This window comes from Allorhizobium pseudoryzae (genome assembly GCF_011046245.1).
Classification (GTDB): Bacteria; Pseudomonadota; Alphaproteobacteria; order Rhizobiales; family Rhizobiaceae; genus Neorhizobium; species Neorhizobium pseudoryzae.
The window spans coordinates 312,844-334,407 of sequence record NZ_CP049244.1; the positions used below are offsets into that span (position 1 = coordinate 312,844).

General features: G+C 59.7%; 18 protein-coding genes. 9 read left to right on the top strand and 9 right to left on the bottom strand.

Translation table 11 applies throughout. The annotated features are described in order from the left end of the window. Nucleotides 1–252: 252 nt before the first annotated feature. The 5 genes from G6N78_RS20415 to G6N78_RS20435 form a co-directional block, all read right to left on the bottom strand. Complete coding sequence (locus G6N78_RS20415; RefSeq protein WP_165223187.1) at nt 253–1,143, bottom strand: hydroxymethylglutaryl-CoA lyase; 891 nt, start codon at nt 1,141–1,143, stop codon at nt 253–255. Continuing rightward, nucleotides 1,140–2,450 carry a TRAP transporter large permease gene (locus G6N78_RS20420; RefSeq protein ID WP_165223188.1) on the bottom strand — a complete coding sequence of 437 codons (1,311 nt, stop codon included), beginning with the start codon at nt 2,448–2,450 and terminating at the stop codon, nt 1,140–1,142. The genes G6N78_RS20415 and G6N78_RS20420 overlap by 4 nt, the downstream gene beginning before the upstream one ends. Beyond that, the gene (locus G6N78_RS20425) at nt 2,450–2,986 is read right to left on the bottom strand and encodes a TRAP transporter small permease subunit (protein ID WP_165223189.1); all 537 of its coding nucleotides are present in this window, start codon (nt 2,984–2,986) and stop codon (nt 2,450–2,452) included. The genes G6N78_RS20420 and G6N78_RS20425 overlap by 1 nt, the downstream gene beginning before the upstream one ends. A 59-nt stretch (nt 2,987–3,045) precedes the next feature. Beyond that, nucleotides 3,046–4,098 carry a TRAP transporter substrate-binding protein DctP gene (gene dctP, locus G6N78_RS20430; protein ID WP_165223190.1) on the bottom strand — a complete coding sequence of 351 codons (1,053 nt, stop codon included), beginning with the start codon at nt 4,096–4,098 and terminating at the stop codon, nt 3,046–3,048. A 99-nt stretch (nt 4,099–4,197) separates the two neighbouring features. Continuing rightward, nucleotides 4,198–5,505, bottom strand: a complete 1,308-nt coding sequence (locus G6N78_RS20435; protein WP_165223191.1) for a hydroxymethylglutaryl-CoA reductase, degradative — start codon at nt 5,503–5,505, stop codon at nt 4,198–4,200. A 145-nt stretch (nt 5,506–5,650) separates the two neighbouring features. Here G6N78_RS20435 and G6N78_RS20440 point away from each other — a divergent pair, with 145 nt between their 5' ends. The 9 genes from G6N78_RS20440 to G6N78_RS20480 all read left to right on the top strand — a co-directional run bounded on the left by G6N78_RS20440 (nt 5,651) and on the right by G6N78_RS20480 (nt 16,895). Next, nucleotides 5,651–7,039 carry an aminotransferase-like domain-containing protein gene (locus G6N78_RS20440; protein WP_165223192.1) on the top strand — a complete coding sequence of 463 codons (1,389 nt, stop codon included), beginning with the start codon at nt 5,651–5,653 and terminating at the stop codon, nt 7,037–7,039. A 219-nt stretch (nt 7,040–7,258) separates the two neighbouring features. Continuing rightward, entirely contained in the window at nt 7,259–8,188 is a 930-nt protein-coding gene (locus G6N78_RS20445; RefSeq protein ID WP_165223193.1) for an ArsR/SmtB family transcription factor, read from the top strand. Between the two features lie 153 nt (nt 8,189–8,341). Further along, on the top strand, nt 8,342–9,853 hold the full coding sequence (arfA, locus tag G6N78_RS20450; protein ID WP_165223195.1) for an arabinosylfuranosidase ArfA: 1,512 nt from the start codon (nt 8,342–8,344) through the stop codon (nt 9,851–9,853). A gap of 158 nt (nt 9,854–10,011) precedes the next feature. Then, a complete protein-coding gene (locus G6N78_RS20455) occupies nt 10,012–11,928 on the top strand; it encodes an ABC transporter substrate-binding protein (protein WP_234906059.1) in 1,917 nt (638 codons plus the stop codon). A gap of 110 nt (nt 11,929–12,038) precedes the next feature. Next, complete coding sequence (locus tag G6N78_RS20460; protein ID WP_165223197.1) at nt 12,039–13,043, top strand: ABC transporter permease; 1,005 nt, start codon at nt 12,039–12,041, stop codon at nt 13,041–13,043. Between the two features lie 4 nt (nt 13,044–13,047). Then, on the top strand, nt 13,048–13,905 hold the full coding sequence (locus G6N78_RS20465; protein ID WP_165223199.1) for an ABC transporter permease: 858 nt from the start codon (nt 13,048–13,050) through the stop codon (nt 13,903–13,905). A gap of 3 nt (nt 13,906–13,908) precedes the next feature. After that, the gene (locus G6N78_RS20470) at nt 13,909–14,940 is read left to right on the top strand and encodes an ABC transporter ATP-binding protein (protein WP_165223202.1); all 1,032 of its coding nucleotides are present in this window, start codon (nt 13,909–13,911) and stop codon (nt 14,938–14,940) included. Next, entirely contained in the window at nt 14,937–15,857 is a 921-nt protein-coding gene (locus G6N78_RS20475; protein ID WP_165225297.1) for an ABC transporter ATP-binding protein, read from the top strand. The genes G6N78_RS20470 and G6N78_RS20475 overlap by 4 nt, the downstream gene beginning before the upstream one ends. 42 nt (nt 15,858–15,899) lie before the next feature. Further along, entirely contained in the window at nt 15,900–16,895 is a 996-nt protein-coding gene (locus G6N78_RS20480; protein WP_234906060.1) for a family 43 glycosylhydrolase, read from the top strand. 249 nt (nt 16,896–17,144) lie between these two features. On the opposite strand, the gene G6N78_RS20485 is transcribed toward G6N78_RS20480, so the two are convergent. The 4 genes from G6N78_RS20485 to coxB all read right to left on the bottom strand — a co-directional run bounded on the left by G6N78_RS20485 (nt 17,145) and on the right by coxB (nt 21,527). Then, a complete protein-coding gene (locus G6N78_RS20485) occupies nt 17,145–17,954 on the bottom strand; it encodes a formate/nitrite transporter family protein (protein ID WP_165223205.1) in 810 nt (269 codons plus the stop codon). A gap of 95 nt (nt 17,955–18,049) precedes the next feature. Then, a complete protein-coding gene (locus tag G6N78_RS20490; RefSeq protein ID WP_165223208.1) occupies nt 18,050–18,376 on the bottom strand; it encodes a hypothetical protein in 327 nt (108 codons plus the stop codon). Nucleotides 18,377–18,378: 2 nt separating this feature from the next. After that, complete coding sequence (gene ctaD, locus G6N78_RS20495) at nt 18,379–20,877, bottom strand: cytochrome c oxidase subunit I (protein WP_165223211.1); 2,499 nt, start codon at nt 20,875–20,877, stop codon at nt 18,379–18,381. Then, entirely contained in the window at nt 20,874–21,527 is a 654-nt protein-coding gene (coxB, locus tag G6N78_RS20500; protein ID WP_234906061.1) for a cytochrome c oxidase subunit II, read from the bottom strand. Before coxB ends, ctaD begins: the two co-directional genes overlap by 4 nt. Between the last annotated feature and the right edge of the window lie 37 nt (nt 21,528–21,564).

Here is a 21,564-nt window from a genome sequence, read left to right on the forward strand (position 1 = left end):
GGGGCGCTTTTGAGGATGCAATACCGTAGGGGCGATCTGATCGCCGAAAGGATGGGCTCTTCTGCCTGATGCCCTGGATGCGTATTGCGCCGACCATCAGCGCCATCACAGCATGGGTTGGAGTGCCGAGCATCCGGAGCGGGATGAACGATGTCTGCGCCCGGCATCGGTTGGCCCATACTAGACAGGAACAGCCTTGATCGCCCCACCGCCCCACCTCAATGGGCAGGTTGCTGCCACGATTGCCGGCATTTACGAGAGGCTGTCACCGCTCGTTTTCAGCGACCTTGCCAAAGTGGCTGCTGTCTCAAGCTTCGCGCGATCGAGGCCAGTGGCAAAGCCTCTCTGCCGTAGCAGAGTATCGACTTTGATCGTGTCCACATTTCCTTCCGCCCCTGGCGCATATGGGCAACCGCCAAGCCCGGCGATGGCACTGTCGAACACCCGAAGCCCTTTTTCCAGGCTCACCTCAATGCTCTCGCACGCGCGTCCATTGGTGTCGTGATAGTGGCCTGCAAGGCGTGACGCAGGGGAGACGCCGAGAACTGCGTCCAGCATGGCGGCGACGGTTTCCGGCCGTCCCCTGCCGATAGTATCGCCAAGGCTCACCTCGTGGCAGCCGAGTTGCAGCAGATCGCTCGTCACCCTTGCCACTGCACCTGTGGCAACGGGTCCTTCGTAGGGGCATTCGATCACGCAGGAGACGTAGCCCCTGACAGGAATGGCGGCCGCCCTCGCAGCCTCCATGACCGGACGGAAGCGTTCCAGGCTTTCGGCGATCGAACAATTGATGTTCTTCCGACTGAAGCTTTCGGACGCGGAGGCAAAGATAGCAACCTCGTCGGCGTGCGTGGCAACCGCCATCTCCACACCCTTGAGGTTGGGAGTGAGGACTGAATAGACGATGTCCGGAAGGCGGTTGATGCCCTGCATGACATCGGCCGCATCGGCCATCTGCGGCACCCAGCGCGGCGAGACGAAACTGGTCGCCTCGATCCGTCGGAAACCGCATTCGCTCAGCAGATCAATGAGCCTGATTTTGAGGGTCGTATCGACGAAACCCTTCTGATTTTGAAGCCCGTCACGAGGCCCGACCTCGACGATCGTGACCTTGTTGTCTTCAATCGTGCTGCCGTTGCTCACCGCATATGCTCCGGAAGCCACGTGACAAGATCCGGCAGAGCGACGCAGATCAAAAGACCAACGACCTGCAGCAGGAAGAAGGGCAGAATACCCCGATACACCGTGGCCATGGTGATATTTTTCGGCAGTGTTCCCTTGATGTAGAACAGGGTGTAGCCGAAGGGTGGGCTGATATAGCCCATCTGGATCGTCAGTGCGAACAAAACGCCGAACCAGATCTGGTCGAAGCCGTAGAACTGGACCACAGGCAGGAAGACCGGGACGGTCAGCAGGATGATGCCGATTTCGTCCAGCACGGTGCCCAGGAAGATGAGGATCAGCATCATCAGCGCCAGCACGACATAGGGATTGGCATCAAGTCCTTCGAGCAGTTGGAACAGCGTGTCCGCGCCGCCAAGTCCGGTGAAGATCGCCACATAGGCTTTGGCGCCCAGGGTGATCCAGAGGATCATGCCGGTCGTCTTGAGAGTGCCGGTCGCGCAGTCATAGAGCATGCCTCGGCTGAGGTTGCCGCGCAGGACGGCCGCGATCGCGGCACCAAGGACGCCGACGGCGGCAGCTTCCGTCGGGGTGGCCACGCCGAAGAAAATCGATCCGAGGACCATGACGATGATCATCGTCGGAAGGATAAGGGTTTTCAGGGCTGAAAACTTCTCTCCCCAGCTGGCCTTGCGAGTGTCCTCGCGCGCCGGGATCATCTCGGGTCGGAAGTAGCCTATGATGAGAATGTAGCCGATATAGAGCAGACCAAGGAGCACACCCGGGACAATGCCGGCAATCAGCATCTTGCCGATCGAAACCTGGGCGGTAACCGAATAGACGATCGTCAGCACCGATGGCGGAATGAGGATGCCGAGCGTGCCGGATGCGCAGATCGTGCCTGTGGCGAGCCTTGGATCATAACCGCGTTTCAGCATCTCCGGCAGCGCGAGGATTCCCATGGCGGTGACGGCGGCACCGACCACGCCGGTCATGGCAGCCATGACAAGGCAGATGACCACAGTGCCAATCGCAAGACCGCCGCGAACCCGGCCGAACCAGAGCTCCATCGCAGTGTAGAGATCGCGGATTACGTCCGAGCGCTGCAGCAGCATGGCCATGAAGATATAGAGCGGAATGCCGAGAAGTGCTTCCGACTGCATGGTGTCGAACATCTGCAGGACGAGGACGACAAGCGCGCTCGAATCCCAGAATGCGACCGTGAAGATGACCGAGAGACCACCGAGCACGAAGGCGACCGGAAGGCCTGCGAGAAGGAAGAGGCTCAGGCCCCCGAACATGATGATGAGAATTTCTGTCGGCGACATCAGCTTGCGATCCCGTGATCGGATTGCGCCCCGGTGACGGCGGAAGGATCGAACAGCACGCGGATCCATTCGACTGCGGCCTGCAATCCGAGCAGCACGAGAGACAGCGGGATGAAGAGCTTCACCGGCCAGATGGGCGGGTTCCACGACGAATAGGACGTTTCGCCGTATTGCCAGGCCTGGAGGGCGAAGGGGATGGCATACAACAGCAGGATTACGCAAAAGGCGATGATGATGGGATAATTGAGAAGCTCCAGCAGCCGGCGGACCCTCGGTCCTGCCGCGTGCTGAACGAGGTCGAGGCTGACATGGCCACGCTCGTGCAGGAGGTGCGGCCCCGCCAGCAGGAAATAGGGGCCAAAAATCAATGTGGCCGTCTCCATCGCCCAGGATGAGGGTGAGTTGAACACGTAGCGTGAAATGACGGCAAACAGCATGACCGGCACGATGATGAACATCAGCAGGCTGGCTGCCCGGAAGATGAACCTATTGAGCGCGGTGACCGCGTCGTAGAGGATTTGGACCGGTTTGGGCATGATTGCTCGACGGCTGGAAGGATAAGGGGACGCGCCGCGGATGGCGCGTCCGGGAAAGATCAGGCGAGAAGCCCCAGCTTCTTCATCTGCGCAATCTGGCTGTCGAGGATCTTGTTGGCAAGCGCATCGCTCTTGGCGGCGGCCCGCCATGCCTCTGCCGCCTTGGCACGATTTGCGGTCACGTCGGCTTCGTCGAGTTCGATTACGGTGACGCCCTTTTCCTTGAAAGCTGCAAGCGCGCTTGCATCCGTCTTGGTCTTGTTGGCCTGATATTCGTCCGAGATATCCTTAGCGGCATCCGCAAGCGCGGCCTTGAAGTCATCCGGCAAGCTATCGAACGCAGCCTTGTTGGCAACATAGGAGGTGGCGGTCGTCGGCTGGTGCACGCCCGGCAGGATGATGAACTTGGCGACTTCGGCAAGCCCTGCATCAAGGTTGGCCTGAAGGTCACCCCGATCGGCAATGTCGATCAGGCCCTTGTCGAGCGCTGAATAGACCTCAGCCGTCGGCAACGGCGTGACCGCTACCCCAAACGCACCCATCACGGTCGAGGCGAGACCGGTGAAGCGGCCCTTCTTGCCGTTGAAATCGGCGATCGTCTTGATTTCCACCTTGGAATGGATGGGCTCCTGATCGTAGATCGTGGGAGCGATGTAGTGGAGACCCGCTGGCGCATAGGATTCACGCGCCATATCCAAACCGCCGAGTTCATAGAACCAGGCCGCATAGTCCTCCGATTTCTTGTAGCCGAAAGGAATGGTGCTGGTGAAGGCATGCGCCGGGATCTTGCCGGCGGTATAGCCGTCAAAGGTTTTCATCAACTGGAAGGCACCACCGCGCACGGCGTCGAAAGATTGCGCCGGCGGAACGATCTGGCCGGCGGAGAACAGCTTCAGTTCAAAGGCACCGCCGGTCTTTTCGGCAACCTTCTTGACGAACATTTCCTCGTATTTCTGCGGCGTGGTACCGCCGTCCCAGAGCGATTGCATGCGCCAGGACACTTTGCTGCTCTGCGCGATCGCAGGCGTTGCCAGCTTCGACGCCCCCACCACGGCGATACCGCCGGCGGTGAACTGCAGCAGCGAACGGCGTGATATGTTGATCTTTGTCATGTGTTCCTCCCTTGGAAAATTCATTGCCCCTGGGGGCATTCCTCCCTTTGCCGGATACCGGCACAGACCTCACGGATCCCGTCCCTCGCTCCGCCACGGTCATCCGTTGCGCAGCGTTGCCAGCAGATCGCGAGCCCGCTCTACGCGGACATCGTGGGCTGCTGCAAGCTGCTTGGCCACTGCCTCGATTTCCTCGCCGACGGCGCCAGCCACGATCGCAATGTTGCGGGCATGCAGCGCCATGTGACCGCGCTGGATGCCTTCGGTCGCGAGCGCACGCATCGCTGCCATGTTCTGTGCGAGGCCCAGCGCCACGCAGAGTTGGGCAAGTTCCGCCGCCGTGCTGATGTTCAAGATCTTCAACGCCAGCTTGGCCAACGGATGGGTCTTCGTCGCACCGCCGACGATACCGACTGCCATCGGCAGTTCCAGCGTCCCGACGAGACGTCCGGACTTGTCCTTCTCCCAGGTTGTCAGCGAAGTGTAGTGGCCCTTGCGGACGGCCCACACATGGGCACCGGCTTCGATTGCCCGCCAGTCGTTGCCGGTCGCCACGATCAGGGGATCGATACCATTCATGATGCCCTTGTTGTGGGTCGCGGCCCGATACGGATCGATGGCCGCAAACTGGTAGGCGGCAACCATGCGGTCGATCATCTCTTCGCCGGAGATGTCCTTCGTGGCCAATGCTTCCGGTGTGACCGCAATACGTGCCCGGGCCAGCCGGAGATCGGCGAGGTTCGACAGGATCCGCAGCCTGACGGTACCCCCGGTCAGTTCCGCGACCAGAGGTGCGACCCGTTCGGCCATGGTGTTGACTGTATTGGCACCCATGGCGTCGCGCACGTCGACGATCAAGTGCATCACCGCCATTGCGCCGCCTGGCGTGTCCGGAAATACATGAACCTCGATGTCGCGGCAGCCGCCACCGAGTTCCACTAAAACCTTGTCGCAGGCATTGGCGGCCGCGATGATGCGCGTGCGCTCGGACAGGATCTTGAGTCGAGCACCGTAGGGATCCGACAGATCGATCAACTGCACTTGGGCACGCATGAGAGGATCCGTTACGGACGCCTCGAAACCGCCGCAGCCACGCACGATCCGGGCCATGTATGAGGCGGCGGCAACGATGGAGGGCTCCTCGACCGCCATCGGGATGATGTAGTCGCGGCCGTTGATGGTGAAGTTGGCAGCAACACCCATGGGCAGTTCGAACGTGCCGATGACATTCTCGATCATGCCGTCAGCCGTCTCGATCGGCAGAGCCCCGGGCTTGGCGAGCAATGCTGCCTCGCTTTCGTCAAGGCCGACAGCCTCGACGACTTGCTGCCAGCGTTGCTGCGGGGTGAGATTGCGGAAACCTTCCAGACGCGAGTTTGCGACGCCCGACTGCACTTTCACTGTCATCCTCCCAAAGCATTTTCGGCTGCACATCTTCTGATATGCGCATCCGTCTTTCCTTAACTTTGGTCGTATTGTACCATCACCACAAGGTACAGTCAGGGCTGGTAACGGCAAACTGTACCTGTCGAACTAAGGAGACAGTCGCGCGATGTCAGCGGAAGATAGCAAGACCGATCAGATCGCCGCTCGGATTGCCCTGTCTATCGATGAGGGTGTCCTTCCTAAGGGCACGAAACTCAGATCGTTGCGGGCGGCGGCCGATGCGTATGGCGTCTCGAAGAATACGGTGGTCGAGGCCTATGACCGGCTGGTGGCGCGGGGCTATGTGGAGCCGCGGCACGGAGCGGGTTATTATGTGACAGGAATCCGCCCCCGCTCGCAAGATCCCGTCACCGCCCGACAGGCCGAGGCGGTCGATATTGCGACACTGCTGCGGGAACAACTGGACCACAGCTTCACCACGCGCCTTGGCGAAGGACGTCCGCCGGCGGAATGGGTGGAAGGCTCCGTCCTCAAGAGCCATTTGCGCAATATCGCGAGCGGACAAAGGGGGTTGTTCGAGCACGCTTATGAAAGTCCCATTGGCTATCTGCCGCTGCGCGAAACACTGTCACGGACCCTGGACGAACGCTCCATTGCCGTTCGGCCGCAGAACATCCTCCTCACCCTCGGCGCCAATCACGCCTTTGACCTGATCATCCGGCAGTATCTGCGCCCGGGCGATGCCGTCTTAACCGACAGCCCTGGATATTATCCACTTTTTGCCAAATTGAAGCTTGCCGGTACGCGTCTTGTCGGCGTTCGTCGCGGCCGAAACGGCCCAGATCCCGACGATCTTGCAGCAAAGGCACAAGCGAGCGGCGCCCGTTTCTTCTTTACACAGTCGCTGGCACACAATCCGACCGGCAGCTCGCTGACGCTTGGGCGGGCACACGACATACTCAGAATCGCAGAGCGCCTGGATTTCATGATCGTGGAGGACGATGCATTCGGCGATCTCATGCCAGCAAGTGCTGCCCGGCTTGCAGCACTCGATCAGCTACGCCGCGTCATCTATGTTGGCACCTTTGCCAAAATCCTGTCGGCCAGCCTTCGCGTCGGCTACGTCGCGGCCTCAGCGGATATCATCAATCACCTCGTCAACATGAAAATGCTGACGATCGTCAATTCGTCCGGCTATGTCGAACGTATCGTCCACACAGTGCTGAACGACGGCCATTATCGCCATCACCTCAAGCGCCTGAATGGGCGGATCAGAGATGCGCAACTCGCCGCAGTCCGCACCCTGCGCAAACTTGGCCTCACCCCCTGGATCGAGGAAGTCGATGGCTATTATCTCTGGATCGAACTGCCCGAGGGACTCGACGACATAGAGTTGACCCGGCGCGCGGCGCGCGAGAGCATCTTCCTCGCTCCCGGATCGGTATTCGAGATCGATCGCAATCCGGGAGACCGCGGACACCTTCGACTGAATGTGGCCTATGTCGGAGATCCAAGATGCGCCAGTTTCTTTGCCCGTGAACTTGCCGCCACCTAAAAGACAAGGCGTCACGGCCCGCACGCGCGGAGGCGCTCACAGCCGACCGCGATCGACTTGTTCAGGAGCACGGACCCGGGGCCACATCATCCCGCTCCCGCCAAAAGACATTGCCTTGCCATCAGGTGCCAAGCGACATCGATGGGACGGATACGAAGGATTGAATGTACCCAAAACTTTGATATGCAAGACTCGTAGCTACTTAACCGGCAGGAGACGATGAGTCGCAATTTTCTTGTAGTGGATCCCGAGCAGCGCCTCGACGTTTTGAAAGCCTTGGCCTCTCCGATCAGAATCCAGATTCTCAAGCTGTTGCGCACGCAATCCGCAATGAATGGCAGCGATATTGCTGACAAACTCGAACTACCGCAATCCACGGTTTCCACCAATCTTCAAATTCTCGAAGCCGCGGGATTGATACGAACCGATACCCAGAAAGCCCGAAAAGGCAATCAGAAGATCTGTCACTCGACCTTTGATGAGGTGCTGGTGATGTTTGATGACGACATCGCGCCGCTACGGTCTCCAATGATCGAGGTTGCCATGCCCCTTGGTCTTTACACCAGTTGCGAAGTCTCGGCACCCTGCGGGATCTGTTCTGTGGATGGCATCATCGGCATGCTGGATGTGCCGGACACATTCCTGGAGCCAGACCGGATGAAGGCCGGGCTGGTTTGGTTTACGCAAGGCTATCTCGAATACAAGTTCCCGAATAACGCGCGGCTTTCCCAACATACCGTCGAAGCAGTAGAAATCTCGCTCGAGCTCAGCTCGGAGGTCCCCGGCACCTCAGCCGACTGGCCGAGTGATATCACGATCTCGATCAATGGGATCGAGATCGGCACGTGGATGACCACCGGCGATTTCGGCGACAAGCGCGGGGTCTATACGCCCAGCTGGTGGAAGCTGAAGGGAAGCCAATACGGTAAATTGAAGAACTGGCGCGTGACGAAGGACGGAACCTTCGTGGATGGCATGAAAATTTCACCCGTTTCCCTGATAGACTTGGATCTTTCAAACCATCATTCGCTTCGGGTTCGGATCGCGGTCAAACCTGACGCAAAACATCCGGGTGGTATCAATATTTTCGGTCGCGGGTTCGGCAATTACGACCAGGACATCATCCTGCGCCTCTACACGGCGACCTGAGTACGTCATCTCTTATCATTAGCGCGACGATCCCTCCTTGGGCGAAGCTGACGTGTGCAATTTTTGCGCACGCCAGCTTGCATTTTCATCAGCATTCGAATTATAACCGAAATCGTGATGCACATCACATAATCGGATTTCGAGGAGAACACCATGCAGGCGAGCGTCATTGCGAACAAGGATTACACGATATCCGAGATTGATGATCGTGTTTATGGAGCCTTCCTCGAACATCTTGGCCGCGCCATCTACGAGGGAATCTATGAACCCGAGCACCCCACTGCAGACGCCAACGGGATGCGCGGCGATGTCATTGAGCTTGTGAAGCGCCTGAACGTGCCGTTCGTCCGGTACCCGGGCGGGAACTTCGTCTCGGCCTACAACTGGGAAGATGGGATCGGTCCCCGCGACCAGCGTCCGGTGCGTCTGGACCTTGCGTGGCACACCTCTGAAAGCAATGCCGTCGGGATCCACGAGTTTGCTGATTGGTGCGCAACGGTCGGCACGGACATGATGCTGGCCGTCAACCTCGGCTCGCGCGGCGTCGATGAGGCCCGGAACTTTCTGGAATACTGCAACCATCCGGGCGGCTCGTACTGGTCCGATCTGCGGATCAAGAACGGCCGGAAGGATCCCTGGAACGTTAAACTGTGGTGCCTCGGCAACGAGATGGACGGACCCTGGCAGGTCGGCCACAAGGACGCGCACGAATATGGGAAACTGGCCGCGAACACCGCGCGTGCGATGCGCATGTTCGACAAGTCCCTGGAACTGGTCGCCTGCGGCTCCTCGAATTCCGATATGGTCACCTATCCCGACTGGGAGCGGATCGTGCTTGAGCATACATTTGAGCACATCGACCACATCAGCCTGCACATGTACTTCCGCAACTATGAGAAAAACACCGCAAATTACCTAGCGCTAAGCGAAAAACTCGACCGCTACATCGATACGATTGCGGCAACGATCCGCTACGTCCAGTCGAAAAAGAAGTCGCGGCACAAGGTCTTCATCTCCTTCGATGAATGGAACGTCTGGTATCACTCGAACCAGCAGGACCGTGCCATTCGCGACGGTCACCAGGGCTGGCCGCACGCGCCAGCTCTGTTGGAGGACATCTATAATTTCGAAGACGTTCTGATGGTTGGCCTCGCGTTGAACACGTTCATACGCCGATCCGACGTGGTCAAGATCGCTTGCATCGCGCAGCTGGTGAATGTGATTGCGCCGATCATGACCGAACGGGGCGGCCCGGCCTGGGCGCAGACGATCTATTATCCGTACTACTACGCATCGATCCATGGCCGAGGGACCGCGCTGCAACTTCAGGTGAAGTCGCCCGGCTATGAAAGCGTCCATGCCGATCATACACCCTATCTCGACATTGCGGGCGTCCATAACGAGGCCACAGGCATCGTCACATTCTTCCTGATCAACCGGCATTCAGTTGAAACCATCCGAACCGAAGTCGCCCTGCAGGGATTCACGCAAGGCACCATCCTTGAGCACAAGGTGATGACGCATAGCAACTTGGAGGCCGTCAATACGGCAACTAGCCAGCAGGAAGTCGCGCCGCGCGACGGCAAGGGTGCAGCCCTGACCGAAGGGACACTGACGATCGAGCTACCCCCGTATTCCTACCAGATGGTGCGGGTAAAGGTCTGACAGACGGCCATTGGACGCAGGCAAGACGCATTCTTTCATATATCACGATCTTCGATGTACATCATGTAATTCGTTGACAGCTAGGGCATCCTGATTATCATTCAGATGGGAAATTGGCCTGAGGGAGCGGGTCAACTCCCATAAACCGGGAGGAAACAATGAACAGACGTCGATTTCTGCAGACGACTGCGCTGGGCGCGGTCTTTATGGCCGGCGGTCGTTTTGCCGGTGCCCAACAGGCATCCGCACCGGATCTGGCCCGTTTTCCACGAGACAAGACCATCATCATCCAAAATCCGGAAGGCGTGATCCGCAATCCCGGCTGGTTCAACATCTGGGTGAACGGTGGCGGCGGCCAATCGACTGGCCTTCAGCAACTGGCGCTGGATACGCTTTGGTACATCGATCCGGATGCCGGCATCGAAGGCGCCTCGCAGAACGGCATCTACAATTCGCTCGCCTCCGGTCCTTGGCAGTATAACGACGATTTCACCAAGATGACTGCCCCGCTGCGCGAAGGAATGCTGTGGAGCGACGGCAAACCCTTCACATCCGCCGATGTCGCCTTTACCGTCGATCTGCAGATGCGCACGCCGGGCATGATCTGGTCGAGCACTTTTGCAAACCAGGTCCAGTCCATCGAAACGCCGGACGAAAAGACGGTCATCTTCAACTTGAAGAAACCGAACTCGCGGTTCCATACGCTATTTTCGGTGCGCTGGAATGCCTGCTGGATCATGCCGAAGCACGTCTTCGAAACAGTCAAGGATCCGCTGACTTTCGCCTTCAACCCGCCAGTCGGGCTCGGCGCCTACACCTTGAACAGTTTTGATCCCAACGGGACCTGGTTCATCTGGGACAAGCGGCCCGACTGGGACAAGACGCCGATGGGCCTCGTCGGTGAACCGAAGCCGCAACATGCGATCTACCGCAACAACATCTCGATCGACAACCGGCTGATCGAGATGCGCAACGGCAATCTGGATATGATCCACGACCTGACGCCCGAGGGCGCCTTCTCGATCGTGCAGCAGGATCCGACGACACAGGGCTGGTTCCCGAGCTTTCCCTACGCCCATCCCGACCCGACGCTCATCCATGTCCTGTTCAATCACCAGTCCGGCGCATCTTTGTTTGGTGACAAGCGCATCCGCTGGGCGCTTGCCTTGATGCTCGATGCCCGGGCGATGAGCATGGCGAGCTATCGCGGCGCAGCAACACTGTCAGCGATCGCCGTGCCGCCCACGGGAACCCATCCGCGCGACTACCATATGAAACTGCAGGATTACCTGACCAATTACGAAGTCGACACCGGCAAACGGAAGGTGAAGGTCTACGATCCGGACATCGGGATGCAGATCGCCGACATGGTCCGGCGGCAATTCGGCGCGGCCGTTCCGACAGACCCAGTCGCCGTGCGCAATGCCTTCGGTTATGGTTGGTGGAAACAGGATGTGGCTGCCGCCGAAGAACTGCTGCTTGCTGCCGGATGTACGAAAAGCGGCCGGCAATGGATGCTGCCGGACGGAAAGCCGTTCCGCTTCAACCTGATGGTGCCGCCAGATGGCGTCGTCAACCGGCTTGGCACCGTCATCGCCCAGGCCTGGAGCCAGAACGGGATCGAGGTCACGCCCGAAGCTGCCCCCGACATCCGGGAACGCCTGACGGCCGGAGACTATGTCGCATCGGTACGCTGGGCGATCGAAACCTTCGGCGGTCACCCGGATCTGAGTTTCTTCCTCGACAGCTACCATTCGCAGTACGTCGCGGCTCAAGGCAAACCGCAGGCGCCGCGCAACCTCATGCGCTACAGCGCGCCGCAACAGGACCAGATCATCGAAAAGATCCGTGGCACTGGATTCAACGATCCGCGCAGCCTCGAACTCGGCCATGACTATGTGAAGTACTATATCGATGAGATGCCGGTCATCCCGATCATGTCCTTCAACGTCTTCTCGGTACAATCGAACCGCTACTGGACCGGCTGGCCGAACGCGCAGAAACCCTATGCAAACCCGGTCACGAACTGGGGCAACAGCCGGTACATCCTGACGCAGATCCGCTCTGCCAAGTGACGCCACAGACGTGAAAAGACAAGAAATCGGGAGGCACGCTCTGCCTCTCGATGCTCTGCGCAACTGCTGCGCGGTCTTTGACCGCGGATACCAGCCGCAAAGGGAATCGCATGAAATCGTATTTCTGGTTCGTCGCCAAACGAGCGGTGCTTCTGGTCGCGGTGATCTTTTTTGGCGTGTCGGCCACGTTCTTCATCACCCATCTCTCGCCAATCAGCCCGGTTGAAACCGCGCTGGGCCGCATCATGAACCAATCCAGCTTCAGCCCGGACGCCATAGAAGAGATGCGACGGGTTCTGACCGACTTGTACGGCACCGACAGGCCGCTGCTGCAACAGTATCTGACCTTTTGGCAGAAGCTTGCCGCGGGGGATCTCGGCCCCTCTCTGATCGCCTTTCCCACGCCAGCCATGACACTTGTGATGCAAGCCCTGCCCTGGACGGTCGTGCTGCTTCTCGTGTCCACCATGATCACCTTTGCAATCGGCAATCTGATGGGTGCGATGGCCGGATATTTCCAAGACAACATCGCTCTCAAGGCATTTGGCGTCGTGGCCGTCGTCCTGCAACCCATTCCGTATTACGTCGTCGCCTTTGTACTGCTGATCCTGTTCGGCTTTGTTTGGCCGGTCCTGCCGATTTCCGGTGGCTACGCGATGGATGTCGCGCCCGGCTTTACGCTGAGCTTCGTTCAATCCGTTCTCATGCATGCGATCCTGCCGGCCGCCTCGCTGGTGCTCGTCGGCTTTGGAAGCTGGTTCCTCGGCATGCGGGCGCTCGTTTCGACCGTCGTCACCGAAGACTTTGTCACCTATGCCGAACTTGCCGGCGTCCGAAACTCCACCATCATGGGTGGCTACGTCATCCGTAACGCGCTGATTCCACAGGTCACCGGACTGGCCATGAGCCTCGGCGCCGTCTTTTCCGGTACGATCATCACGGAACAGGTCTTCAACTATCCGGGACTCGGCTCGCTGCTGATCGATGCGGTCTTCGGGGGCGACTATGCGCTCGTCCTTGCCGTTTCGACCATATCGATCGCCGCTGTCGGCATCGCCATCTTCATCGTCGACCTGCTCTATCCCCTGATAGACCCACGCGTGAAAGCGGAGTGACCCGATGTTTGCCGTGCTGCGCGACCTCATCCGTTACAATGCCGAATTTGCCATCGGGCTGGTGCTGGTTCTCTCCATCATCATCTTTGCGATGCTCAGTGTCTTCAACCCTGTCGATGCGCGCCTGATCTTTACCACCATTCCCGACCAGCCGCCTTCGGCGGAATTCTGGTTTGGGACCAATTCGCGCGGACAAGACATGTTCTGGCAGCTGTCCGAAGCGTTTCGCAACAGCCTTATGTTTGGTCTCACGGTCGCCGTCATCAGCCGCATCCTGTCGATCAGCGTCGGCCTGTTGTCCGGCTATATCGGTGGCTGGACCGACCGCATCCTGATGTTCATCAACGACATCTTTGTCGCCATTCCGATCTTTCCGGTGCTCGTGCTGTTCTATTTCGTGCTGCGCAGCGACATGAACGCCGTCACCCTTGCCTTCATCATGGCCTGTCTCGGCTGGCCCTATGATGCGCGCCTGATCCGATCCGTCGCTCTTGGATTGAAACATCGCGAATTTACCCGCCACGCCGTGTTTGCCGGCATGAGCACACGCAAGATCCTGCTCGAAGAGCACCTTCCGTTTGTCATGCCGATCGTCTTTTCGACCTTCATGAACAACATGCTGTGGTCGATCGGCCTGGAAGTGACGCTCGCGGTCCTTGGCCTGACGGACATCAACACACCGACGATCGGCACGGTCCTTTATTGGGCAAATTCGCATTCGGCCATGGTGGTTGGTGTCTGGTGGTGGATCGTCATACCCGTGGTCCTGACGGCCCTCACCTTCCTGGGCATGTTTCTCCTGGCGGTCAGCACCAACGAGTACATCGACCCGCGCAGCCGTTTGCGCCGGATGGGAGTGTAAGTGATGAGCGACACAATTCTGCAGGTCAAAGGCCTGAAGGCCTACTACCAGATGCACTATTTTGGCGTTCAGAGGGAAGTTCGGGCCGTCGACGATGTTACCTTGTCGATCGGGCGCAACGAGGTCTACGGCATCGCTGGCGAGAGTTCGTCAGGCAAGACCAGCCTGATCAAGGTTTTGGCAGCAGCCGCTCGCCCGCCTTTGCGGGTCGTTGAGGGCGCGGTGAACTACAACTTCAAATCCGGGCCCATCGACGTCGCCAGTGCCAATAAGACGCAGATCGACCGGGTTCGCTGGAAAAGCCTGAGTTACATCATGCAAGGCTCGATGAGCGTTCTCAATCCTGTTCGCAGGATCGGACAGACCTTCCACGACTTTGCCTACCGCCCGCTCAGCCTCCCCCGTGAGAGCTTTGACCGTCGTGTCCTGGACCACCTCTTGCGCCTGAAACTGCCGCCAGACATTCTTCGCGCCTATCCGCATGAATTGTCCGGCGGCATGCGCCAGCGCGTGACGATCGGCTTGGCGACGATCTGCCATCCTGAGTTCATCATTGCCGACGAGCCGACAACGGCGCTCGATCTCGTGGTGCAGAAGGAAGTCCTCCACCTCATCCGGGACATTCAGGCCGAGATGGGCGCGTCCGTCGTCTTCGTCACGCATGACATGAGCGTGCATGCCAATGTGACCGACAGGATCGGCATCTTCTATGCCGGACGGCTGGTGGAAGAAGGACCGACACGCACGATGTTCTTTACGCCGAAACATCCCTATACGGCGCATCTTGTCGCCAGCCTGCCGCGCATTGGGGATACGGCGCCACGCCCGTCACTTGAGGGGCGACCACCCAATCTGGCAACACCGCCTGACGGATGCCGCTTTCACCCCCGCTGCCCGCTCGCCGTCGATCGCTGTCGCGTCGATGTACCTCCGCTTGTCGAGGTGGCGCCGCATCAGCGCTCGGCCTGTTGGCGATGGAAGGACGTCGTGCCGCTCGATGCATCGGTGGCAACAGCACACAGGGCTACTCCATGACAACTCATCTTGAAATCCGCGAGGTGTCGAAGACCTTCAATCTGGGTGGCATCTTCGGCCGCAAGACGGTGCGCGCCGTACAATCCGCCAGCCTTTCCCTCAGAGAAGATACCCCCGAAATCTTCGCGATCATCGGGGAATCCGGCTCGGGAAAAACCACGCTTGCCCGGATGATCCTTGGTTTGGAAGATCCGAGTGAGGGCAGCATTCTTTTTCGCGGCGAACCTGTACGCCGCCGCATGGGAGAGAGTGAACGGCACCGTTTCATGGCCAGCGTTCAGCCGGTGTTTCAAAATCCCTTCGAGGCCTTCAATCCGCTCAAGCTGATCGATCGGTATCTGGATAGCACCGCACGCGCGTTTCTGGGGGCATCTGATCCGGTAGCGATTGACGCTGCCAAGGATGAGGCATTGCAGAAGGTGGGCTTGAGCCTCGCCGAAGTCCGCGGGCGTTTTCCGCATGAACTGAGCGGAGGGCAGCTGCAACGCGTCGCCATCGCCCGGGCACTCATCCCGAAACCGGCGCTGTTGATCGCAGACGAACCCGTGTCGATGGTCGATGCCTCTTTGCGCATGAGCATCGTCAACCTTCTCAAGAGCCTGCGAGACGAGTTCGGCGTCTCCGTCATCTACATCACCCATGACTTGGCGACGGCCTACTATATCTCGAATCGGATCATGATCATGCAGCGCGGTTGCGTGGTCGAAATGGGTGACGCTCGCGCCGTATTGGACAGGCCGGAGCATCCCTACTCCCGCCTGTTGCAAGCCAGCGTGCTATCGACGGCGGATGCCGGAAACGGCCAGCTGGAGGTCGACAGGGCGCTGCTGAGTGCAGCATCGGACTGCGTCGGTCGCGTGGGCAAGCTCGTCACGCGACCCGACGGCCGGTCGGTAATGCAATATGCGCCTGCTTGATTGAGTTGGTGCCTGAGGGCCATCCCAGCAAGGAGACCGGACATGTCCAAGCCGATCTATCGTGACCCCGTGCAGGATGGCGCCGCCGATCCGACGGTTATTCGCAACGTTGAAACAGGCGCCTGGTGGTTGTTCTACACCAATCGCCAGCCGGCTGCCGAAGGCGGCAAGCGCTGGATTCACGGCTCCCCGATCGGCATTGCCATCTCGAAGGATGACGGAGCAAGCTGGCGGTATTATGGAACCGTCCGAGGCCTGGATGCGCCGGGAGATCCGGTGCGCAATACCCATTGGGCGCCGGAGATCATCCATGACGGCGCACTTTACCATATGTATCTGACCTATATTTCGGGCGTGCCGGACTCAACGCTTGCGCAGCATCCACGCAGCATCGTGCATTTCACCAGCCTCGATCTAGAGACCTGGACGCGGATCGGGCCCATCACGCTGTCCAGCAACAGGGTGATCGACGCCTGCGTCTTTGCTTGTCCCGACAAGCTGTGGCGGATGTGGTACAAGAACGAGGCCGATGGCGACAGCACCTGGGTCGCCACCAGCCCAGACCTCTACGCCTGGACCGTCGTTGAACGGGTCATCCCCGGCAAGCCGCACGCGACGCCGCATGAAGGGCCGAATGTCTTTTACTTGTCAGGCTGGTATTGGATGGTGGTGGACGAATGGCACGGGCAGGCGGTCTATCGCTCGCCGGACACACTGTCCTGGAAGCGACGCGGCATTTTTGGGAATGAGCCAGGGAGCGAGCCAGACGACCTGCGTTATGTACGTCATGTGGATGTCGAGGTCGTCGCTGATTATGCCGTCTGCTACTACTTCACCCATCCGGAATGGGACGAGACAAGCCAGAGCGCCGGCCCACAATCGGTGAACGCCAGAAAAACGGCAATACACCATGCGATCCTGCGGGTTGTGAACGACGATCTGCAGTTCCAGCGCGATGTGGACCTAAAGCTCCCGCTGCTCAATGAAAAGAGCGCCTTCCAGAGTGTCAGGACCACAGGCTCAAAGGGTCATACATAATTCGGCTGGGGCATGTCTGGGACGAGTTTGATCAGACCATAAGGAATGCCTTGATGGAATTCGAACCGGCGGCCGGTCACTCAAGCTTGCCGACCGGTTGGAAGGGATATCATGTTGCGTGTGTCCGGCAGTCGCCAATCCGGATGTGACGCGAATTGTGCTGGTTGACAGCATGAGCACATGCGGACCGAGGGTCCGGCCGGCAGGAAGAGAAACGTTGCCCCGCTTCAACGGCGGCAGAAGCAACGACTAGCCTCGCTTCGGCTGGCCGTAGACGGCCTGATAGGACAGGGCGATGAGGGCGCCGCCCAGAATGTTGCCGATCGTTGCGGGCAAGAGGTTTGCGCCAATGGCGCTCGCCGCCAGCAGCGTCGGCGCCGTCTCAACCGTGCTCTGCACAAGAAACGCGTAGGTGAGCAGGTACATGTTCGCGATCGAGTGCTCGAAGCCGGCGGCGACGAAGGCGGCGATCGGCAACATCAGGCCTATGACCTTTTGCGTCACCGACTGTCCCGCATAGGCAAGCCAGACACCGAGGCAGACGAGCATATTGGCAAGAACACCGCTTGCCAGCACCGTCCAGAAGCTCTTGCTCGTCTTGGTGTCGGCGAGATTGACCGCCGCACGCCCCACCGCACCGTCGCCGGCCTCGTGAAGACCTGACAACAGAGCAATCACGGCAAGCAGGGCGGCTCCAACAAAGTTCGAGAGATAGACAATGGCGAGTGCGCGTGCGGCACGGCCAGCCGGGAGACGGCCCGCGGCCACCGGCCCGATCATCAGCGTGTTCCCGGTGAAGAGTTCAGCGCCGGCAAGGATGACCAGGGCAAGACCAAGGGAGAAGACGACACCCGCAACCACCTGCGACAAGCCAAAGGGGACGGCATCGGCACCGGCCAGAGCAACTGTGGCAAACAGGCCTCCGAAGCCGATGTACAGACCGGCCAGTATCCCGAGGACCAGCATTTTCGCGAATGGCAGTTCAGCCTTGTCCTCGCAAGCCGAAAACACGGCATTGCAAATCTCTGATGGCTGCAGCATTGGGCCTTGGTCTGCCATGACTGCTCCTCCCCCTTCAATTGTCGCACGCCAGGAGGTAACTGTGAGGGAAAGCAGATCAGGAAAGGGCACGAAGGCGTGATAGATCTGTGAAGTCAGCAAGGCGTCAGCCAGAAGACACCGGCAAAACAGAAGATGACCGCCACGATTGCGGCAATAGAGACCCGACTGCCGACCGTTCGCAGAAAGCGATCCGCATCCGACGCCTCGGCAAAAGTCTGGCGACGCATGTATCTCGCCAATGCCACGACGCCAGCAACGCTGAGGATGGCAAGACCGCACAGCACGATCCGCAGCATTGTGATCGCATTGGCCCGCTCGGCACTGATATGGCATCCGGTCGCCTGCGTGGCGTAGAGTACCAGGAAGGCAAGGGACCATGCGATAAAGGTCGCGGTGATCAGGACAAGCGGATGCCGCATCGTCAGCCCCCTCCTGTTCGCGCAAGGCTGTCGAGCACGTACGGAAACACCAGCGCGACGAGCCCCGCCAGTACCGTATAGCCATGCCAGAGCCGCCCGATGCGCAGAGTGAGCGTGCAGAGCGGCCCGCGATGCAAGGTTGACCATAGGGCGTGTCCGGCAAAGACGGTGCCAATCCCATGATGAAGCACCGCGTAGACCAGAACGACGACCATGGAGGCAATGGCGGCGTGACCGGATGGTGCTGGCATGTCTATAAAGGCAACCGTCAACAGCAGAAGACCGGCGGTCAGATGCCCAGCAAGCACCAGCGCCATGCCGGGTGCGGGGTGAGACGCGGACCAGCGGCTTCCCATCGCCACGGCCAGCATTGCGGCAACCGCGCCCAACGTGAGGCCAAACCGCGGCAGCGCCAGATCGGCAGGCGGCCAGTTGGGTGCCGATACCCAGAGAAACATGCAGCCGAACAGCAGCGATATATAGAGCGTCGCATCGGCCACCAGCGTCAGCACCATAGCCAGATGCGATGGAGGCGAGGCCGCCTTGACATGGACCGGCAATGATTTGCCGTGCCCGATGTCGAGCATGTCGCCGCCCTCCAGGGCGGCACTGGATCGATTCCACAGCAGAAAGAGTGCGACGATTGCGACAAGCGCAAACGGCGTCGCCCAGTAAAGCTTGAACAGCATCAGCAGGAAAAACGAGCCGGTCGCGAGCGCCGTCCACACCGGTAGATAGGTCTGCCGCGGCAAGATGACGACCTGGTCCGGCTCGCCGGTGATGCTGTCGACACCGAGCACCTCCATACGGTCATGCCGCACGAAACCGAGATAGCCTTTGCCGGCCGCCAGATGTGGGCCTATCGCTTCCGGATCGAGCAGATCGGCGCGATTATCGATATACGGCAGCGAGGCGAAATTATAGCTGGGCGGCGGCGTAGGCATGGCCCATTCGAGGGTGCCCGCCTTCCACGGGTTGCGGCGGAACGCCCGCCCGAACCGGAAGATCAGCAGAAAATCGAGCGCCACGAGAGCAAAGCCCATCGCCATGACAAAGCTGCCAACAGAGGACAGAAAGTTCAGCGTCTCCCACCCCGATTCCGGCGGATAGACAAAAACCCGTCGGGGCATGCCGCGCAGTCCGGTGAGGTGCATCATGAAGAATGTCGTATTGAAGCCGATGAAGATCATCCAGAACGCAGCGTTCGACAAATGCTGGACCGGCTGCTTGCCCGTCAGGTGCGGCATCCAGTAATAGGCCATGGCGAGCATGGGAAAGATGAAGCCCCCGACCAGCACATAGTGAAGATGTGCGACAACGAAGTGCGTGTCGTGCGCCTGCCAGTCGAACGGCACCATGGCCAGCATCACCCCGGTCAGGCCACCGATGACGAAGACGAAGAAAAAGCCGAAGATGTGGAGCAAGGGAATGGAGAAGCGCGGACGGCCGTGAATGATCGTGGCAAGCCACGCGAAGACCTGGATTGCGGTGGGTATGGCCACAAGCGCACTGGCGGCGGAGAAGAACGACAGCGCCAGATGCGGGATGCCGACCGTGTACATGTGGTGCACCCAGAGGCCGAAGGACAGGAAGGCCATCGACACGATGGAGGCGATGATCAGCCTGTAGCCTGCCAGCGGGGTGCCGGACAGCACGGGCAGGATCGTCGAGATGGCACCGGCGGCGGGCAGGAAGATGATGTAGACCTCCGGGTGGCCGAACAGCCAGAACAGATGCTGCCAGAGCAATGGATCGCCGCCCCGGTTCGGATCGAAAAACGGAAGGTCGAAGGCGCGCTCCACCTCAAGCAGGATCGAACCGAGGATCAGCGGCGGAAAGCCGACCAGCATCATGGTGGCAACGACCAACATGTACCAGGCAAGGATGGGCATCTTGTCGATCGACATGCCTGGCGCGCGGATTTTCAGGATCGACACGATCAGTTCGACTGCGGCGGACAAGGCGGAAATTTCCACGAAGGTAATGCCGAGCAGCCAGACGTCGGAATTGATGCCCGGAGCATAGACCGCGGACGAGAGCGGCGTGTACATGAACCAGCCGCTATTGGGGGCGACGCCGCCGATCAAAGCCGCGATCAGCATGGTGCCTCCGAAGAGGTAGCACCAATATCCATAGGCGCCCATGCGGGGGAAAGCGAGATCGCGGGTGCCGAGCAGCTTTGGCAGGAGATAGATCGCCATCCCTTCGAAGAACGGAATGGCGAACAGGAACATCATGATCGACCCGTGCATGGTGAAGACCTGAGCATAGGTCTCCGCATCCATGAAGGCGCTGTTGGATGAGGCGAGCTGGGTGCGGATCAGCATGGCAAGCAGGCCGCCAATGGCAAAGAACACCAGCGCCGTCAGCATGAAGCGACGGCCGACGACCGTGTGGTTGACGGCGGCCAAGCGCCCCCAGCCGGGTTTGGTGCCCCAGATGTGCTCGAGTTGGCGATGCAGCGCAATCGCCTCGCTGTTTGTCCGGTTGGTCTGGCTCACGGCGTGCTCCCCCGGCCGATGGCCAGTCTAAAATCTTCTTCCGTATGAGCCTGCACCTCAAAGCGCATGCCCGCATGCCCGGTGCCGCAATATTCCGAGCAGACGCCCCCATATCGCCCAGGCTGGTCGGCGCGGATGCGCAGGATATTCGCGTGTCCGGGTATGGCGTCGATCTTGCCGCCGAGGCGCGGCACCCAGAAGCTGTGGATGACGTCCTGACTGGTCGTTGTGATTTCTACCGTTTTGTTGACCGGGATGTGCAGCACGGCCGTGGGTGGGGCTGCGCTGAGATCGGGATACGAAAATTCCCACTGCCACATGCGTCCAACGGCGCTGATGCGCACGACCTCGCCGCCGTCGCGGGAGGCACCATCCAGCAGGAACTCCCCTTGGGCAAAGGCATAGAAGGTCAACCCGGCAAGGATTGGGATGGGCAGGATGAGCCCGCCCGCCATCGTCCAGTGATGCGCGGAGATGCTGCGCCCGAAGTGCGGCAGGCTGACGGCTGCCAGGAAAAGGCCGAGCACCAGGGAAAAGAGGCCAACGGCGGCCCAGAACATCACCCACCAGAGATCCGCGATCGAAGCCGCCGAGGGACCCGCCGGATGAAGCGCGGAGAGGTCGCCGGTGCAACCGGACAGCGCCAGCATCGGCCCGATGACCATCCAATTCGGGAACCGGCGCGCC

What these genes read in the sequence shown, in the direction of transcription:
- G6N78_RS20440 (WP_165223192.1), top strand. Translation starts at nt 5,651, where the DNA reads ATGTCAGCGGAAGATAGCAAGACCGATCAGATCGCCGCTCGGATTGCC.
- G6N78_RS20420 (WP_165223188.1), bottom strand. Translation starts at nt 2,450, where the DNA reads ATGTCGCCGACAGAAATTCTCATCATCATGTTCGGGGGCCTGAGCCTC.
- G6N78_RS20455 (WP_234906059.1), top strand. Translation starts at nt 10,012, where the DNA reads ATGAACAGACGTCGATTTCTGCAGACGACTGCGCTGGGCGCGGTCTTT.
- G6N78_RS20435 (WP_165223191.1), bottom strand. Translation starts at nt 5,505, where the DNA reads ATGACAGTGAAAGTGCAGTCGGGCGTCGCAAACTCGCGTCTGGAAGGT.
- G6N78_RS20490 (WP_165223208.1), bottom strand. Translation starts at nt 18,376, where the DNA reads ATGCGGCATCCGCTTGTCCTGATCACCGCGACCTTTATCGCATGGTCC.
- G6N78_RS20480 (WP_234906060.1), top strand. Translation starts at nt 15,900, where the DNA reads ATGTCCAAGCCGATCTATCGTGACCCCGTGCAGGATGGCGCCGCCGAT.
- G6N78_RS20470 (WP_165223202.1), top strand. Translation starts at nt 13,909, where the DNA reads ATGAGCGACACAATTCTGCAGGTCAAAGGCCTGAAGGCCTACTACCAG.
- G6N78_RS20445 (WP_165223193.1), top strand. Translation starts at nt 7,259, where the DNA reads ATGAGTCGCAATTTTCTTGTAGTGGATCCCGAGCAGCGCCTCGACGTT.
- dctP (WP_165223190.1), bottom strand. Translation starts at nt 4,098, where the DNA reads ATGACAAAGATCAACATATCACGCCGTTCGCTGCTGCAGTTCACCGCC.
- arfA (WP_165223195.1), top strand. Translation starts at nt 8,342, where the DNA reads ATGCAGGCGAGCGTCATTGCGAACAAGGATTACACGATATCCGAGATT.
- coxB (WP_234906061.1), bottom strand. Translation starts at nt 21,527, where the DNA reads ATGCTGGCGCTGTCCGGTTGCACCGGCGACCTCTCCGCGCTTCATCCG.
- G6N78_RS20465 (WP_165223199.1), top strand. Translation starts at nt 13,048, where the DNA reads ATGTTTGCCGTGCTGCGCGACCTCATCCGTTACAATGCCGAATTTGCC.
- G6N78_RS20425 (WP_165223189.1), bottom strand. Translation starts at nt 2,986, where the DNA reads ATGCCCAAACCGGTCCAAATCCTCTACGACGCGGTCACCGCGCTCAAT.
- G6N78_RS20475 (WP_165225297.1), top strand. Translation starts at nt 14,937, where the DNA reads ATGACAACTCATCTTGAAATCCGCGAGGTGTCGAAGACCTTCAATCTG.
- G6N78_RS20485 (WP_165223205.1), bottom strand. Translation starts at nt 17,954, where the DNA reads ATGGCAGACCAAGGCCCAATGCTGCAGCCATCAGAGATTTGCAATGCC.
- G6N78_RS20460 (WP_165223197.1), top strand. Translation starts at nt 12,039, where the DNA reads ATGAAATCGTATTTCTGGTTCGTCGCCAAACGAGCGGTGCTTCTGGTC.